This window comes from Promicromonospora soli (assembly GCF_014653785.1).
GTDB lineage: Bacteria > Actinomycetota > Actinomycetes > Actinomycetales > Cellulomonadaceae > Promicromonospora > Promicromonospora soli.
Genome location: NZ_BNAS01000001.1, coordinates 740,020 through 756,585, shown reverse-complemented (window position 1 = coordinate 756,585; position 16,566 = coordinate 740,020). Strand labels below are relative to the sequence as shown.

The window sequence follows — 16,566 nt, the reverse complement described above, 5'->3', positions numbered from 1 at the left end:
TCACGAAGCACTTTCCTGTGGGCGGCGTGGGGGTCCGCAAGGTCGTCCATGCCGTCGACGGGGTCGACCTGGAGCTGCGGCGCGGCAGCGTGCTCGCCGTCGTCGGCGAGTCCGGCTCAGGCAAGTCGACCGTGGCACGCCTGCTTGCCCAGCTCCTTCCCCTGACCGCCGGGCAGGTCCTGCTGGACGGTCACGACGCCCGCGTGCGCGGCCGCAAGGCCTTCCGGCGCTACGTCAAGCGTGTCCAGATGATCTTCCAGGACCCGTTCGGCTCGCTGAACCCCGTCCACACCGTCCGCTACATCCTCACCCGCAGCGTCCGCATCCACCGCGGACGCCTGCGCGGGGCCGAGCTCGAGGCGGCCCTCACCGAGCTGCTAGAGCGCGTGCACCTCACGCCCGCCGAGCGGTACGTCGACTCGTATCCGCACGAGCTGTCCGGCGGCCAGCGCCAGCGCGTCGCCATCGCGCGGGCGCTCGCGGCTGACCCCGAGGTGCTGCTGGCCGACGAGCCCATCTCGATGCTCGACGTGTCGATCCGCCTCGGCATCCTCAACCTCCTGCAGGACCTCCGGGACCGGCTCGGCATCGCGATCCTGTACATCACGCACGACATCGCGTCCGCGCGGTACTTCGCCGACCGGACGACCGTGCTGTACGCGGGGCGGGTCATGGAGACCGGCGACAGCGAGTCGGTGACGCAGGACCCGAAGCACCCCTACACACGGCTGCTCGTGGCCTCGGCGCCCGACCCGGACGACCTGGGCGGGACCGTGGGCGGCCTGACGGCGGGCGAGGTGCGGGAGAGCGGCATCGGCGGTGAGCCGCCGAGCCTCATCGACCCGCCACCCGGCTGCCGGTTCCACCCCCGCTGCCCGTTCGCGGTGGACCTGTGCCGTCGAGAGGTGCCGGACCTCTTCGACGTCGGGGCCGGCCGGACCGCAGCCTGCTGGGCGTACTCGGACCGGGGCGACCGGCCCGTCATCGGGCAGCGCACCACGGGCGTCCGCGCGGACGAGGAGGCCGCGCCATGAAGTTCCTCGCGCGAAGGCTCGCGTTCTACGCCCTGACGGCGTGGGCGGCGATCACCATGAACTTCTTCGTGCCCCGGCTGCTGCCGGGCGACCCGGTGACGGCCCTGATCGGCCGCATGCAGGGCCGCATCGACTCGAACGCGGAGCACTCGCTGCGCGTGCTGTTCGGCCTGGACGAGAACACGTCGATGTGGGAGCAGTACGTGCAGTACTGGGGTCTGCTCCTGAAGGGCGACCTCGGGCTGTCGTTCACCCACTTCCCGACGCCGGTCGCCCAGATCGTCACCCAGTCCCTGCCGTGGACGGTGGGGCTCGTCGGCGTCGCGACGATCATCGCGTTCGTCGTCGGCACCCTGATCGGGACGGCGATCGGCTGGCGGCGCGGCACCTGGGCGGACTCGCTGCTGCCGGTGTCCACCTTCTTCTCGGCCGTGCCGTACTTCTGGCTGGGCCTGATCACGATCACTGTGTTCGCCGTGAACCTGCGGTGGTTCCCGTCCAACGGCAGCTACGACCGCGGGCTCCTGCCGGGTCTCACCTGGGAGTTCGTCTCCTCGGTCGGCTACTACGGATTCCTGCCGGCACTCACCGTCGTGCTGTCGTCGGTGGCCGGCTGGATCCTCGGGATGCGCAACATGATGGTCACCGTGTCCTCCGAGGACTACGTGACGGTGGCGCACGCCAAGGGCCTGCCGTCGCGCCAGGTCGTGCTCGGGTACGCCGCACGCAACGCGGTCCTGCCGCAGGTGTCCAGCTTCGCCTTGTCCCTCGGCTTCGTCGTCGGCGGCACGCTCATCATGGAGATGGTCTTCTCCTACCAGGGCATCGGCTACACGCTCTACCAGGCGGTGTCCACGCACGACTACCCGCTGATGCAGGGCTGCTTCCTCGTCATCACGCTGTCCGTGCTCGTCGCGAACATGGTGGCGGACTTCGTCTACGTGGCGCTCGACCCGCGCACCCGGCAGGAGAGCTGACATGACAACATCGACCACTCTCTCGGCGGCCTCGGCAGCCTCGGTCGCCCCGGCCGCGACGGATCCAGTGCCCGTGGTGCCTGCCCGGCGCAGGGCGCCGCGTCTGTTGTTCGTGCGCAACGCGAAAGCCCTGACCGGCCTCGCGCTCCTCGGCCTCTTCGCGCTGCTCGCGATCGTCGGGCCGTGGATCACGCCGTACGACCCCAGCCAGGTCAGCGCTGACCTGCTCCAGGCGCCGTCGCCGGCCCACTGGCTCGGCACGGACCACACGGGCCGCGACATCCTGTCGCAGATCATCGTCGGGACTCGCGGCGTCATGGTCGTCGGCCTGGTCGCCGGCGTGAGCGCCACCGTCGTCGGCGTGATCGTCGGCGTCACGGCCGGGTTCATCGGTGGCATCGGCGACGAGACGCTGTCGGCCCTGTCGAACGTGTTCCTCGTCATCCCGCAGCTGCCGCTGATCATCATCATCGCGGCCCAGCTCCCGTCAGCGGGCGGGCTCACGGTGGCCTTGGTCATCGGTGCCACCGGCTGGGCGTGGGGCGCCCGGGTGCTGCGGGCGCAGACCCTGTCGCTGCGGCGGCGAGACTTCGTCGAGGCCGCCCGGGCGAACGGCGAGCGCACGTGGCGCCTCGTCCTCGCGGAGGTGCTGCCGAACCTGACGGCCGTCATCGCGTCCGGGTTCGTCGGGACGGTCACGTTCGCCGTCCTGTCCCAGGTCACCCTTTCGTTCATCGGCATCACGCCGGTGAGCGAGTGGAACTGGGGGACCATCCTGTTCTGGGCCCAGAACAATCTGGCGCTGCAGCGCGGGGCCTGGTGGTGGTTCGTCCCGGCGGGCGCGTGCATCGCACTGCTCGGGATGGCCCTCACCCTTGTCAACTTCGGCATCGACGAGTTCGTCAACCCCCGCCTGCGGTCCACCGGCCTGCACGCGCGGTCCCTGCGCCGGCGCGGCATCCGGCCGCGCGTCGGGTTCACACCGGTGGTGCGGGAGGAGAAGTCATGAGCGCGTCCATCACGACGACGGCGGAGCGCGGCGCGGTCCGGGAAGGCGGGCGTCCTTCGTCAGGCGGCGAACCGGTGCTGGAGATCCGCGACCTGTCCGTGGACTACGGCTACGGCGACGACCCCACGCACGTGCTGCGGAAGGTCTCGCTCACGCTGAACCGGGGAGAGGTGCTGGGGCTGGCGGGGGAGTCTGGCTGCGGCAAGTCGACGCTCGCGTACGCGGCGACGCGCCTGCTCGCCCCGCCCGGGCTGATCACGAGCGGCGAGGTCTGGCTGACGGGCCGCGACGGCACGCGTGCCGACCTGCTGCGGCTGAGCGACCGCGAGCTGCGCAGCACGCGCTGGCAGGACATCGCGATCGTGTTCCAGGGCGCGATGAGCTCGCTCAACCCGGTGTACCGGATCGGGCGGCAGATCGTGGACGGCATCCTGGCGCACCGGCCTGGGCTGAGCCGGTCGGCGGCCGCGGAACGGGCGGCAGAGCTGCTGGAGCTCGTGGGCATCCCGGCGGACCGGCTGCGGTCCTACCCGCACCAGCTCTCCGGCGGCATGCGCCAGCGCGTGATGATCGCGATGGCGCTCGCGCTGGAGCCGCAGGTGCTCATCATGGACGAGCCCACCACGGCGCTCGACGTCGTCATGCAGCGCCAGATCCTCGAGCAGGTCATGGAGCTGCGCGACCGGCTGGGCTTCTCGGTCGTCCTGATCACGCACGACGTGTCGCTGCTGGTGGAGGTCGCGGACCGGATCGCGATCATGTACGCCGGAGAGATCGTCGAGCAGGCGGACGCCGGCGACGTGTACCGCCGACCGCGGCATCCGTACGCGCACGGTCTGCTCGGCTCGTTCCCGCCCCTGCACGGGCCGCGGCGTGAGCTGTCGGGCATCCCCGGTTCGCCGCCCGACCTGAGCCGGCTGCCCCAGGGCTGCCCGTTCGCGCCGCGGTGCCCGCACGCGACGGACGTGTGCCGCGAGGCCCGGCCGGTGCTGGGCACGACGCGCTCAGCGGAGCACGGCCGCCTGGTGTCGTGCCACCTGCACGACCCGGAGCTCAGGGACGTCCTGCCGGCAGAGCTCGCCCGATAAGAAGGTTCCGCACGTGTCAGACGCCCAGGTCGCCGGAGCGACCTGAGCGTCTGACACGTGCGCCGCCCTTCAGGCGGTGGCGGGCTCAGGCGCTCTGGATGACCAGCGCGACGTTGTGCCCGCCGAAGCCGAACGAGTTGTTGATCGCGGCAATGTCGCCGCCCGGCAGCTTCACCGGCTCGTCGCGCACGAGAGGCACCTGCAGCTCCGGGTCGGGGTTGTCCACGTTGATCGTGGGCGGGGCGAGCCGCTCGTTGATCGCCTTGACCGCGAACAGCGACTCGATGGCGCCGGCGCCGCCCAGCAGGTGGCCGGTCATGGACTTGGTCGCCGAGAGCTGCACGTGGTCGGCGTCGGACCCGAGGAGCGTCCGGATGGAGCGCGTCTCGGTGAGGTCGCCCACCTTGGTGGAGGTGGCGTGCGCGTTGATGTGCACGATGTCGGCGGCGCCCACCCCGGCGTCCTGCATGGCGAAGCGCATGGCGGACACCTGGCCCGTGCCCTCGGGGTCGGGGGAGGTGATGTGGTACGCGTCGGACGACAGGCCGACGCCCGAGATCTTCGCGTAGACGCGGGCGCCCCGGGCGGCGGCGTGCTCGGCGCTCTCCAGCACCAGGACCGCCGCGCCCTCGCCGAGGACGAAGCCGTCGCGGTCGATGTCGTACGGGCGGGAAGCGCGCTGCGGGTCGTCGTTGCGCAGCGAGATCGTGCGCGACGCCGCGAACGCGCCGAGCGGCATGGGGTGGATCACGGCCTCGGTACCGCCGGCCACCACGACGTCGGCCCGGCCGGTGCGGATCATGTCCGCCGCGTAGCCCACTGCCTCGGCGCCGGAGGCGCACGCGGACACCAGGGCGTGCGTGCCGGCGCGGGCGCCGAACTCGAGGGAGACGTACGCCGACGGCGAGTTGGGCATGAGCATGGGAACGGTCATGGGCAGCATGCGCCGGGCGCCGCGCTCCCGGAGCGTGTCCCAGCCGTCCAGGATGGTCCAGAGCCCGCCGATGCCGGACGACACCACGGCGCCGAGCCGTTCACCGTCGACCTCGGGGCTGCCGGCGTCGGCCCAGGCCTCACGGGCCGCGACGATCGCGTACTGGGTGGACGGGTCCATCCGCTTGGTCTCGGGGCGGGAGAGGACCTCGGCTGGGTCCACCTTGATGGTGGCGGCGAACGTGACGGGCAGGCCGTACTTCTCGGCCCAGTCGTTCTCCAGGGTGCGCGCCCCCGATGCGCCTGCGAGGGCGGCCTCCCACGTGGATGCCACGTCCCCGCCGAGCGGGGTGGTGGCGCCGAGGCCGGTGACGACGACTTCGCGTGCGGAGGTCATGATGTTGCTCCCGAGTGTGGTGGGGCGAAGGGGGCAGTTGCTGATGGTGCTGCCTTGTGGGCAGCGAGTGCCCGACGGCGGCGCGGGCCGGATCAGATGGCCGCGCGGCCGCCGTCGGGGGCGGCTCAGGCCTGGGCGCTCTTGATGAAGCTCACGGCGTCGCCGACGGTTGCGAGGTTCTTGACCTCCTCGTCCGGGATGCGAACCCCGAACTTGTCCTCGGCGTGCGTGACGATGGTCATCATCGACAGGGAGTCGATGTCCAGGTCGTCCGTGAAGGACTTCTCGAGCAGGACGTCGGCCGTGTCGAGGCCCGTCTCCTCGGCGACGATCTCGGCGAGGCCCTCGAGGATCTCCTGGTCCGTGTTGGCCATGGGACTTCCTTATCTTTCGTAACGGTCACCGGCGCCGTCGGGCACCGGTGTCTTGCTGGTCAGATCTTGGCGCATCCCGTGACCGGAATGCACGGCGGGCCATTTCTCCCACCCTGCCGCACCCTGGCTACGGCAGCACGACGACCTGCGCGGCGTAGACGAGGCCCGCGCCGAACCCGATCTGGAGGGCGAGGTCGCCGGACTTGGCCTGTCCCTCGGACAGGAGCCGCTCGGCGGCCAGCGGGATGGAGGCGGCGGACGTGTTGCCGGTCTCGGCGATGTCGCGGGCGATCACCACGGTGTCCGGCAGACCCAGCTGCTTCTTCACCTGGTCGATGATCCGCATGTTCGCCTGGTGCGGGATGAAGGCCTGGATGTCCGCGGCGGTGACGCCCGCCTCGGCCATTGCCTTCTCCGCGATGGGCGCCATCTGGAAGCTGGCCCACTTGAACACCGTGGGCCCGTCCTGGCGCAGCGTGGGCCAGCCCAGCGAGGGGTCCTCGCGCAGCTCGGTCCAGGAGTGCGTCTGGCGGATCGCGGTGGCCTTGGAGCCGTCCGAGCCCCAGACCGTGGGGCCGATACCCGGCGTGTCCGACGGGCCGACGATCGCGGCGCCCGCGCCGTCGCCCAGCAGGAAGGAGATGGAGCGGTCGGTCGGGTCGATGACCTCGCTGAGCTTCTCGGCGCCGACCACCAGCACGTGCCGGGCCAGGCCCGCACGGACCAGCGCGTCCGCCTGGCCGATGCCGTACGCGTAGCCGGCGCAGGCAGCCGAGATGTCGTAGGCCGCGGCGGGCGTCGCGCCGATGCGGTCGGCCAGGACCGCGGCGGCCGACGGCGTCATGTGCATGTGCGTGATCGTCGAGATGATGATCGCGTCGATGTCGGCGCCGACGAGGCCCGCGGCGTGCAGCGCCTTGTTCGCGGCGGCCTCGGCCAGGTCGAGCACGTCCTTGTCCGCGCCGGCCCGACGTCGGGTGATGATGCCGGTGCGCTGGCGGATCCACTCGTCCGAGGAGTCGATGGGGCCTGCGATGTCGTCGTTCGTCACGACGAGCTCACCGCGCTCCGCGCCGATCGCGAGGATCCGCGAGAACTGCGTGGGCTGTGCCTGCTGGAGGGAGGTCACTTGGCTGCTCCGGTAGCGCTCGTGCCGGTGGAAAGGACGTCGCTGTGTGCCGCGATGAGCTCGCGGGCCGCGTCGAGGTCGGCCGGCGACTTCACCGCCACGGTCTCGACACCCTTGAGGCCGCGCTTGGCGAGGCCGGTCAGAACGCCGCCGGGGGCGAGCTCCAGCAGGCCGGTGACGCCGCGCTCGGCGAGGGCGGTCATGATCAGGTCCCAGCGCACGGGGGCTGTGACCTGGCGCGCGAGGTTGTCGAGCACGGCGGCCGCGGCGCCGTGGCCGTGGGCGCCGCCGGTGTAGGCGGTCCCGTCGAGGTCGGCGAGGAAGGGCAGCGTGGGATCGGTGGCGGCCCAGCCGAGGGCCACCGGCTCGAACTCCGCGCGCGCCGCCTCCATGTACGGGGTGTGGAACGCGCCCGCCACCTGCAGCGGGATCACGCGGGCCCGGGTCGGGGGGTTCTCGGCCAGCTTGGCGAGGTTCTCCAGGGCGCCGGCCGCGACAGTCTGGCCTGCGCCGTTGACGTTCGCGGGCCACAGGCCCGCGGCCTCGATGGCGGCCAGCACCTCGTCCGGGTCACCGCCCACGACGGCGCTCATGCCCGACGGCGCAGCAGCTGCCGCCGTGGCCATCGCCCGGGCACGACGTGCGACCAGGCCGGCCGCGCCGTCGTCGGACAGGGCGCCAGCCACTGCTGCTGCCGACAGCTCGCCGACGGAGTGGCCGGCGGTGACGTCGACGACCTCCTGGGCGGCGCGCCCGTCCAGCAGGATGCGGAACGCGAGCAAGGAGGTGGCGACGATCAGTGGCTGGGCGACGGCCGTGTCGCGGATCGTGTCCGCGTCCGACGTCGTGCCGTGCGCCACCAGGTCCAGGTTCGAGGCCTCGGATGCTGCGGCGAGGCGTTGTTCGGTACCGGGCAGCTCGAGCCAGTCGCTGAGCATCCCGGGGGTCTGAGAGCCCTGTCCAGGGCAGACGACGGCGAGCACGCGTCCACTCTGCCAACCCGTTGCGCCCGCAGGACGTCGCGACCTGCACCAACCTGGTCGAGGGGCCTTGTGGGGAACCTACAAGGCGCTGACCTCGGCGAAGAGTTAGGGCGAAAGGTCAGCCCCGGCCGAGCTGGCCCAACGCCAGCGCGACCTGCAGCACGAACGACTCCCGGGCGTCCAGCGGGTCCCAGCCAGTGATCTCCGACACCTTGCGGAGGCGGTAGCGCACCGTGTTGGGGTGAACGTACAGATGGCGGGCGGCGGCCTCCAGCGAGCGGCCGGTACCGAGGTAGGCCGAGAGGGTCTCCAGCACGGCGCCGCCGGCCTCCTGCAACGGGGTGAACGCCTGGGCGATGAGCGTGGCGCGGGCCGTGTAGTCGCCGGTGAGGACGCGCTCGGGCAGGAGGTCGTCCGCCATGACGGGCCGGGGCGCCTGCGGCCACGCCGGGGCGGCCGTCAGCCCGGCGAGCGCCGACCGGGCCGACCGGGCGGCGTCGGTCAGGCTCGGCACCTGGGTGCCGATGACTATCGGACCGGTGCCGAAGCGGGTCAGGAGCGACGTGGCGGCGGCCACGAGGTCGCCCTCGCCGCCGAGCACGAGCACGAGGCGGTCGCCGTGGATCCCGACGAGGGCGTCGCCCGCGGCGCGCCGGGCGACCCGGCGGATCTCGGCGGTGCGGATCTCGTCGAGCTCCTCCGTCGCGAGCCCCACCACCACCAGCGCGTTCCCGCGGCCGCTCCAGCCGAGCGCGGAGATGCGCGACCGGAGGGAGTCGTCGCCGTCGCCGCGGACGAGGGCATCGACCACCAGTGCTTCGAGGCGGGCGTCCCACGCGCCGCGCCACTCGGCGGCCCGGGCGTAGACCTCGGCCGCCGAGAACGCGACCTCGCGGGAGTAGCGCAGCACGGCCTCGCGCAGGTCACGCTCGCCGCCGGGTGCGGCGATCCGGTCGGAGTGCGTCTCCACGACGTCGACCACCACGCGCACGAGCTGCAGGGTGTGCTGCAACGAGATGGAGCGGGTCAGCTCGGTGGGGGCCGCGGCGAAGATCTCGCTGACGCCGTGCGGCGGCCGGTCCGGGTCGGTGAACCACGAGGTGAACGCGTTGATGCCGGCTTGGGCGACGAGGCCCACGTACGAACGGTCCTCCGCGGGAAGCTCGCGGTACCAGCCGAGGTCCTCGTCGAGGCGTCGCATCGCCGCGGCGGTCAGGAGGCCGCTGGCCTCTCGCACCCGCTGCAGGTTCATGGGGAACCCGGCGGGGTCCGTGGCCGCCTCCGGAGCGGGCCCTGGGGCCGTCTTGCGCGCTGGGCTGCCCGGGCCGGTGCCGCGGCCGGCAGCTTGACCGGTGTCCTGGTTCTCGCCGCGGTCGGCTGCTTGCCCGGCCTCCCGGTCGGTCTTGCGGCCGCTGGTTCGCGCGGCTCGTCGAGTTGCTGGCACACCGGCAGCATACGAGTCCGAGTTGTGGGGAGTCCACAAACGGACTTTCGAGACAGCATCATCACAGTGCAGGCCGGAGGAAAACTGTAGGGTCGAGGCATGGCCCTGATGCAACGGCTCCGCCGCCTCATCCGTCGGCCCCTGTCCGCGTCCACGGTCGGCGCTCGCCGCCCGTCGCCGTCGGCGCCCCGACGGGGGGACGCGGTACACGAGGATGCGCTGCGCGCTCAGCTGACCGACGATCCCAACAACGAGGAAGCCTTCGGCGCCCTGGCAGAGATCGTCCGCCGTCGGGCAGCCGAAGATCCAACGCTGGAGGACCCTCTCCGAGACTCCGAGGACATACCCGAGTCGAAGCAGCACGACGCCGACCTCGCGGTCTGGGCGCTTGCCGAAGAGCTGGCCGGGCACCCGCGAGGCTGGTACCCCCTGATCGAGCTGGGCCGGCTGTCGCTGGCCGACGACCCGGAGGGCGCCGTCCGACGGCTCAGTACCGCGGCCGAGCGGGACCCGGAGGGGCGCGCCCTGGCCGAAGGGCTCGCCATCCTGCGCGACGCGGGGATGCCGGTGGAGGCCCTCGGGCTGGGCGTGGGCCACTGGCGGGTGCGGGAGCACTCGCCGATCGTGGGCAAGCACCTGGTGCTGGCCGCGCTCGAGGCGGACCGAGCCTTCGAGGCGCGACAGCACCTGCGGGCGCTCGACATGCACCCCGACACGAGGGCGGTCAAGCCGCTGCGGGACGAGCTGGCGAGGGCGATCGCGGCGAGCGAGCAGGAGAAGTCGGGCGCCTGACGCCCCCGCGAACATCCGCTCCGAGAATGACTTGAGGTACCGAATCCGCGGATCGGATCGGTACCTCAAGTCGTTCTCGGAGCGGACCAGCCGTGGATCAGCTGTCGCCGCCCGCGTTGCCGGACGTGCCGGCGGTGACGTCGAGCAAGCGGTACTTCTCGACAGCCTTCGGCACGACGTCGGCCGGGACCTCGCCGCGGCGGGCGAGGACCTGCAGCGTCCGGACCACCATCGACGGGCCGTCGATGAGGAAGTAACGCCGCGCGGCGGCCCGGGTGTCGGAGAAGCCGAAGCCGTCCGCGCCGAGCACCGCGTAGTCGCCGGGGACCCAGGCGCGAATCTGGTCGGGCACGAGGTGGTCGTAGTCGCTCGTCGCGACGAACGGCCCCTCGGCACCGGACAGCTTCTCCGTGACGTACGGCGTACGCATCGGCGCCGACGGGTCGACCAGGGCGTCGTGCTCTGCAGCGAGGGCGTCGCGACGCAGCTCGTTCCAGCTGGTCACGGACCACACGTCGGCCGAGACGCCCCAGTCCTCCCGGAGGAGCTGCTGCGCCTCGAGCGCCCACGGCACGCCCACACCGGAGGAGAGGAGCTGGGCCTTGGGGCCCTCGGCGTCGGAGACCGAGATGCGGTGGATGCCGCGCTTGATGCCCTCGATGTCGACGTCCTCCGGCTCGACCGGCTGGACCATCGGCTCGTTGTACACCGTGAGGTAGTACATGACGTCCTGGTCGCGGCCGTCGGAGCCGTCGCCGTACATGCGCTCGATGCCGTCGCGCACGATGTGCCGGATCTCGTACCCGTAGGCCGGGTCGTACTGCACGATCGCCGAGTTGGTGCCGGCGATGAGCGGGCTGTGGCCGTCGGCGTGCTGCAGGCCCTCACCCGTGAGGGTGGTGCGCCCGGCGGTGGCGCCGATGATGAAGCCGCGCGTCATCTGGTCGCCGGCCGCCCAGAACTGGTCGCCCGTGCGCTGGAAGCCGAACATCGAGTAGAAGATGTAGACCGGGATCATCGGCTCGCCGTGCGTCGCGTACGACGTGCCGACCGACTGGAACGCGGCCGCGGAACCGGCCTCGTTGATGCCGGTGTGCATGATCTGGCCCTGCTCGGACTCCTTGTAGCTCAGCATGAGCTCGCGGTCCACTGCGAGGTAGTTCTGCCCGACCGTGTTGAAGATCTTGGCGCTCGGGAAGATCGAGTCGAGGCCGAAGGTGCGCGCCTCGTCCGGGATGATCGGCACAATGCGGTTGCCGAAGTCCTTGGCCTTGAAGAGGTCCTTGAGCAGGCGCACGAACGACATGGTCGTGGCGACCTGCTGCGTGCCGGAGCCCTTCTTCAGCAGCTCGTACGTCTTGTCCTCCGGCAGCGGGAGGGTCTTCTTCGCGGTGCGGCGCTCCGGCACGAACCCACCGAGCTGACGGCGGCGCTCCAGCATGTACTGGACCTCCGGCGCGTCGGGGCCCGGGTGGTAGTACGGCGGCAGGTACGGGTCGGCCTCGAGCTCGGCGTCCGAGATCGGGATGCGGAGCGAGTCGCGGAGCGTCTTGAGGTCGTCGCCCTTGAGCTTCTTCATCTGGTGCGTCGCGTTGCGCCCGGCGAAGCCCGCGCCCAGGCCGTAGCCCTTGACGGTGTGCGCCAGGATGACGGTCGGCTGACCGGTGTGCGCCCGCGCCGCGGAGTAGGCCGCGTAGAGCTTGCGGTAGTCGTGCCCGCCGCGCTTCATGTTCCAGATGTCTTCGTCGGTCATGTTCTCGACGAGCGCCTTCGTGCGCGGGTCGCGCCCGAAGAAGTGCTCGCGGATGAACGCGCCGGACTCCGCGCGGTAGGTCTGGTAGTCACCGTCGGGGGTGATGTTCATCAGGTTGACCAGCGCGCGGTCCTTGTCCGCGTTGAGCAGGGCGTCCCACTCGCGGCCCCACACGACCTTGATGACGTTCCAGCCGGCGCCCTTGAACTGCGCCTCCAGCTCCTGGACGATCTTGCCGTTACCGCGCACCGGCCCGTCGAGGCGCTGCAGGTTGCAGTTCACGACGAAGGTCAGGTTGTCCAGCTGCTGGTGTGCGGCGTGCTGGATCATGCCGCGGCTCTCCGGCTCGTCCATCTCGCCGTCGCCCAGGAACGCCCAGACGTCCTGCTGGCTGGTGTCCTTGATCCCGCGGTTGTGCAGGTACTTGTTGGTCCACGCCTGGTAGATCGCCGACGCCGGGCCGAGGCCCATGCTCACGGTCGGGAACTCCCAGAAGTCCTGCATGAGGCGCGGGTGCGGGTAGGACGGCAGACCGCCACCCGCGTGCGACTTCTCCTGCCGGAACCCGTCGAGCTGGTCCGCGGTCAGGCGGCCCTCGAGGTACGCCCGGGCGTAGACGCCGGGGGAGGCGTGGCCCTGGAAGTAGATCTGGTCGCCGCCGCCCGGGTGGTCCTTGCCGCGGAAGAAGTGGTTCAGGCCGACCTCGTAGAGCGTCGCCACGGACGCGTACGAGGAGATGTGGCCGCCGACGCCGAGGCCCTCGCGCTGGGCGCGGGTCACCATGACTGCCGCGTTCCAGCGGATCCACGAGCGATACCGGCGCTCCATGGCCTCGTCACCCGGGAAGTACGGCTCCTCGTGCACCCCGATGGTGTTCACGTAGGGCGTCGCCATCGACGCGGGGATGCTCACATTCCGTTCCCGTGCCCGCCGGAGCAGGTTGAGCATGACGTACCTGGCGCGGGGTCCGCCCTTGTCGTCGATCAGCCCGTCGAAGGACTCGACCCATTCCTCGGTCTCGGCCGGGTCGATGTCAGGTACGGCGCTGAGCAGACCGTTGATCAGCGGTCCGGTCTCGTCAAACGAAGCCACCAGCAACCTCTCTCGGTGTCGCGCGGCGCGGTCGCGGTTCGCGCTCCTCGCCGCCTCGTCAGGACCCGTCGCGTCGGCGGTAGCGTCACCACAGCTGGGGTTGCGGCTGTGCACGCCCACGCACAGGTGGTCTTCCCATTCTGTCCCCTCACAGCGTGTCCTCACACCATAGGGCGGTCAAGAGTGCGTGATCTGCGTTACGTCTGTGCCGGTTCGCACCACTATTGATACGCAGTATCGCAATAATGAGACTGAGTGCATGACCTGTGCGTTGCCCTGGTCTCATCGAATCATCAAATAGAAACCACACCTCCTGGTTGCGAGGCATGGCGGGGGTGCGTGCACTACCTTTGGCGACGGAGGGCCCGACGTAGGGCCGACAGAACAGGCACACGACCCGGCTGCCAGTGCCGGACAGAGAGAGGGACGATCAACCAAGTGAGCACGGACACCCAGGGCGCTGGGCGCCTCGGTTTCGAGGCCGGCCAAGTGGTGCAGGAATTCGGCTGGGGAGACGATGTCGACGAAGAGCTCCGGGCCGACATCGAAGAGATCATCGGTAGCGAGCTGGAGGACGAGGACTTCGGCGACGTGACCGACGGCGTCATCCTGTGGTGGCGGGAGGACGACGGAGACCTCACCGACGCACTGGTCGACGTCCAGACCGTCCTGGACGACGGCGGCCTCATCTGGATCTTCACGCCCAAGCCCGGTCGGGACGGGGAAGTGGGCCACAGCGACATCCAGGAGGCCGCGACCACCGCGGGCCTCCAGACCACCAGCACCTTCGCCATCGCGGAGGACTGGTCCGCGACTCGGCTCGCCTACCGGGGCCGCGGTCGCTGAACGGCCTGACAGGATTAGAGCCATGACCGAGTCTGCCGCCACTGCGCCGACCGTTCCCATGATGTCGCTGAAGCCGGGTGATCCCGCACCCGACTTCACGCTCCCTGATACCCACGGCACCCCGACGACACTGTCCGACCTGCGTGGCGCACCGGTGCTCGTGGTCTTCGTGCCGTTCGCCTTCTCGGGCACGTGCACGAACGAGCTGTGCGAGCTGCGCGACAACATCGAGGACTTCGAGACCGCCAGCGTACGGCTGCTCGTGGTCTCGACCGACGCGGTCTTCACGCTCAAGGCCTGGCAGGCGGCCGAGGGCTACCAGTTCGACCTGCTGTCCGACTTCTGGCCGCACGGCGAGGTCGCGCGCGACTACGGCGTGTTCGACGAGAGCACCGGGAACCCGCTGCGCGGCACGTTCCTGATCGACGCCGACGGGATCGTCCGCTGGTGCGTCGTCAACCCGCGGGGCAAGGCGCGCGACCTTGAGGACTACCGCCAGGCGGTCGCGGAGATCTGACACGCCGCCCCATGCAGGCCAGTTCGGAAAACTAGGCCCGATGTGTGGTGTGGGCCAGGTATTGTTGTCCGCTGCCGGGCTCGTAGCTCAGTTGGTTAGAGCGCCACGTTTACACCGTGGATGTCGGGGGTTCGAATCCCTCCGGGCCCACCTACCGCCGTTCTTGGTATCTGACCTGTTCACAGGCCGTTTTCACTCGGACGCGAGTGGGCAGATCTACCCCCACGGGGCCATCTGTAGATGGGACCGTGCCCGGCTACAAATCCCGCAGTGGACCGCGTAGCCTCGCGGCGTGCACTCGCATCTGCGCTTCGAGAACCCTCCTGCCCTGCCGCACGACGTGGTTGTCGAGACGCTGGAGCGGGCGATCGGGAACCAGGCGCATGAACCCGAGGCGGCGGACGCCCTGGTGGGGAGTGCCTTGAACGACGACGACCGGGAGTTCGTCGAGCACTGGTGCGTGCAGGTCGGAACACGTGCTGATTCCGGAAGTCAGCTGCTGGGGCTGGCCGGCCTCTGCCTAGGACATGTCGCTCGACGGTTCGGCCATCTCGGCGATGAGGCCCTTGCGCTGGTGCATTCCTTGGCGGCGCGTGCTGACGTGGATTCAGCGGACGTGGACGGCCGGGCGATCGACGGCCTCGACGACGTCAGGATCTTCCTGCACCTTCGGTGAGGTTGGCTCCCCGCGTGTCCTCGGAACCCAGGAGCTCTGCTACGGAGGCGGACCTTCGCCGGGCTAGGCTGCGGCGCGTGGCCGAAGAGAATCACGCGACCGGTGTCACCGACACCGGGCTCCGCCTGGCGTACGACTTCGTCCCGGAGCGGTCGGACTACGTCGCTGTGCTCCGGGCCATGCCCACGATGCGAGCGGTCACTGTGCTCTCCTGGTTGGTGCTCGCCGTCGTGCTCACGCTCGCGGTCCTGATGAGCTACTTCCTCGTCGACCGGGACGGCGAACCCGTTGCCGACCGCACGGACCTGATGATTCTGCTGGTACTCGGTGTGCCGGCGGCTCTGATTCTCCTCGGGTACTCACGGCTGGGCGGGCATGCCGCCTGGCGCAAGCCCGCGAACCGCGAGCCCGTGCGCGCCGTGCTCGACGCCGACGGGTTCAGCCATGCTGGGCCCAGCGGGAGCCAGTCCTTCAGGTGGCCCATTGCGTCCCGTGCCCGCGAGACGACTGAGGCGTACTACGTCTACGTCCCGAACGGGTTGTTCTCACTCGTGTACTGGCTGCCCAAGAGGGCGGTCCCGGTCGACGAGCAGGTGCTGGTCAGGGCGCAGATCCAGGCGCACGTCGGTCGGTACAAGTTGCGCTGACCGGTCGTGACCCGGCTCGGTATCGCGTCGTCGATGCGTCGGGCGAGGTCACCCGGCGTGCCCAGGCGATCAGCCGCGCGTCGTCGGACAAGTCAGCCGGGCGACCTCAGGGCATGCTTGGGCGCACGGTTGGGCCGGGGGCACCGTAGCCAGGCCGCTGAGGCACCACGGGCAGTTACACGTTCGCGCAAGCGCGTCGTACGCTCGGCCGGGTGACCGTCATGATCCGCGAAGCCGTCCCGGCCGACCTGCCCGAGATCCTGCACCTCGTCCAAGCGCTCGCCGACTACGAGCGCGAGCCCGACGCCGTTGAGGCCACGGTCGACGACTTCGCGCGTGCCCTGTTCCCCGAGGCCGGCACGCCGACGACGCACGCGCTGATCGCCGAGCGCGACGGCGCCGTCGTCGGCATGGCCGTGTGGTTCGTGACGTTCTCCACCTGGACGGGGCGCAACGGGATCTGGCTTGAGGACCTCTTCGTGGACCCGGCGCACCGGGGTGCCGGCGCGGGCAAGGCCCTGCTCACGCGCCTCGCCCAGATCTGCGTCGAGCGTGACTGGACCCGCCTGGAGTGGGCGGTCCTGACCTGGAACGAGCCGGCCATCGCGTTCTATGACGCCCTAGGCTCGACGCCCATGAACGAATGGCAGACCCGGCGCCTGCACGGCGAGACGCTGCGATCCCTCGGGACCGCCTGACCGGGCGCCCGCGACCGCACGACGCTCCGTTCCCTCCGTCCGTCTCCGACCTCCGGGGCTGGCGATACCGTTCGGCCTCCACCAACCCGCCGGTGACGACCCCGCGCCGCCGCGTCAGCGCATCTTCCGAGGGCCACTCGGAGTCAAGAGTCCTTATTGTCCGGTAATGAGGATTTT

Annotated in this window: 15 protein-coding genes, 1 tRNA gene and 1 pseudogene; 11 read left to right on the top strand and 6 right to left on the bottom strand. The window is 70.5% G+C overall.

Annotated features, from left to right (window positions below):
• The first annotated feature begins 26 nt into the window (after positions 1 to 26).
• Genes IE250_RS03425 through IE250_RS03410 form a run of 4 tightly spaced genes read left to right on the top strand, consistent with a single transcriptional unit; the run spans position 27 to position 4,108 of the window.
• Positions 27 to 1,034: an ABC transporter ATP-binding protein gene (locus IE250_RS03425; RefSeq protein ID WP_229872098.1), complete on the top strand. Its 1,008-nt coding sequence runs from the start codon at positions 27 to 29 to the stop codon at positions 1,032 to 1,034.
• The gene (locus IE250_RS03420) at positions 1,031 to 2,011 is read left to right on the top strand and encodes an ABC transporter permease (protein ID WP_189667829.1); all 981 of its coding nucleotides are present in this window, start codon (positions 1,031 to 1,033) and stop codon (positions 2,009 to 2,011) included. The genes IE250_RS03425 and IE250_RS03420 overlap by 4 nt, the downstream gene beginning before the upstream one ends.
• Position 2,012: 1 nt before the next feature.
• Positions 2,013 to 3,020, top strand: coding sequence for an ABC transporter permease (locus tag IE250_RS03415; RefSeq protein ID WP_189667828.1), 1,008 nt, complete (start codon positions 2,013 to 2,015; stop codon positions 3,018 to 3,020).
• Positions 3,017 to 4,108 (top strand): ABC transporter ATP-binding protein, encoded by a 1,092-nt coding sequence (locus IE250_RS03410; protein ID WP_189667827.1) that lies wholly within the window; start codon positions 3,017 to 3,019, stop codon positions 4,106 to 4,108. The genes IE250_RS03415 and IE250_RS03410 overlap by 4 nt, the downstream gene beginning before the upstream one ends.
• A gap of 85 nt (positions 4,109 to 4,193) precedes the next feature.
• On the opposite strand, the gene fabF is transcribed toward IE250_RS03410, so the two are convergent.
• The 5 genes from fabF to IE250_RS03385 all read right to left on the bottom strand — a co-directional run bounded on the left by fabF (position 4,194) and on the right by IE250_RS03385 (position 9,368).
• On the bottom strand, positions 4,194 to 5,438 hold the full coding sequence (gene fabF / locus IE250_RS03405; protein WP_189667826.1) for a beta-ketoacyl-ACP synthase II: 1,245 nt from the start codon (positions 5,436 to 5,438) through the stop codon (positions 4,194 to 4,196).
• Positions 5,439 to 5,563: 125 nt separating this feature from the next.
• Positions 5,564 to 5,812, bottom strand: a complete 249-nt coding sequence (locus IE250_RS03400; RefSeq protein WP_189667825.1) for an acyl carrier protein — start codon at positions 5,810 to 5,812, stop codon at positions 5,564 to 5,566.
• Positions 5,813 to 5,939: 127 nt separating this feature from the next.
• Positions 5,940 to 6,941 carry a beta-ketoacyl-ACP synthase III gene (locus IE250_RS03395; RefSeq protein ID WP_189667824.1) on the bottom strand — a complete coding sequence of 334 codons (1,002 nt, stop codon included), beginning with the start codon at positions 6,939 to 6,941 and terminating at the stop codon, positions 5,940 to 5,942.
• Positions 6,938 to 7,924, bottom strand: coding sequence for an ACP S-malonyltransferase (locus IE250_RS03390; RefSeq protein ID WP_189667823.1), 987 nt, complete (start codon positions 7,922 to 7,924; stop codon positions 6,938 to 6,940). Before IE250_RS03390 ends, IE250_RS03395 begins: the two co-directional genes overlap by 4 nt.
• A 118-nt stretch (positions 7,925 to 8,042) precedes the next feature.
• Complete coding sequence (locus tag IE250_RS03385) at positions 8,043 to 9,368, bottom strand: PucR family transcriptional regulator (RefSeq protein WP_189667822.1); 1,326 nt, start codon at positions 9,366 to 9,368, stop codon at positions 8,043 to 8,045.
• A gap of 99 nt (positions 9,369 to 9,467) precedes the next feature.
• On the opposite strand from IE250_RS03385, the gene IE250_RS03380 reads away from it, so the two are divergent.
• Positions 9,468 to 10,160, top strand: coding sequence for a hypothetical protein (locus IE250_RS03380; protein ID WP_189667821.1), 693 nt, complete (start codon positions 9,468 to 9,470; stop codon positions 10,158 to 10,160).
• Positions 10,161 to 10,257: 97 nt separating this feature from the next.
• On the opposite strand, the gene aceE is transcribed toward IE250_RS03380, so the two are convergent.
• Positions 10,258 to 13,005 (bottom strand): pyruvate dehydrogenase (acetyl-transferring), homodimeric type, encoded by a 2,748-nt coding sequence (aceE, locus tag IE250_RS03375; RefSeq protein ID WP_189667820.1) that lies wholly within the window; start codon positions 13,003 to 13,005, stop codon positions 10,258 to 10,260.
• 438 nt (positions 13,006 to 13,443) lie between these two features.
• Here aceE and IE250_RS03370 point away from each other — a divergent pair, with 438 nt between their 5' ends.
• The 6 genes and pseudogenes from IE250_RS03370 to IE250_RS03345 form a co-directional block, all read left to right on the top strand.
• Positions 13,444 to 13,851: a DUF3052 domain-containing protein gene (locus IE250_RS03370; protein WP_189667819.1), complete on the top strand. Its 408-nt coding sequence runs from the start codon at positions 13,444 to 13,446 to the stop codon at positions 13,849 to 13,851.
• A gap of 61 nt (positions 13,852 to 13,912) precedes the next feature.
• Positions 13,913 to 14,368, top strand: a complete 456-nt coding sequence (locus IE250_RS03365; RefSeq protein WP_189668314.1) for a peroxiredoxin — start codon at positions 13,913 to 13,915, stop codon at positions 14,366 to 14,368.
• A gap of 76 nt (positions 14,369 to 14,444) precedes the next feature.
• A tRNA-Val gene (locus tag IE250_RS03360) sits at positions 14,445 to 14,518 on the top strand.
• Between the two features lie 190 nt (positions 14,519 to 14,708).
• Entirely contained in the window at positions 14,709 to 15,044 is a 336-nt protein-coding gene (locus tag IE250_RS03355; protein ID WP_229872097.1) for a hypothetical protein, read from the top strand.
• Between the two features lie 77 nt (positions 15,045 to 15,121).
• A complete protein-coding gene (locus tag IE250_RS03350; protein WP_189667817.1) occupies positions 15,122 to 15,691 on the top strand; it encodes a YcxB family protein in 570 nt (189 codons plus the stop codon).
• A gap of 200 nt (positions 15,692 to 15,891) precedes the next feature.
• A pseudogene (locus IE250_RS03345) lies at positions 15,892 to 16,389 on the top strand (GNAT family N-acetyltransferase); the annotation flags it as partial.
• Between the last annotated feature and the right edge of the window lie 177 nt (positions 16,390 to 16,566).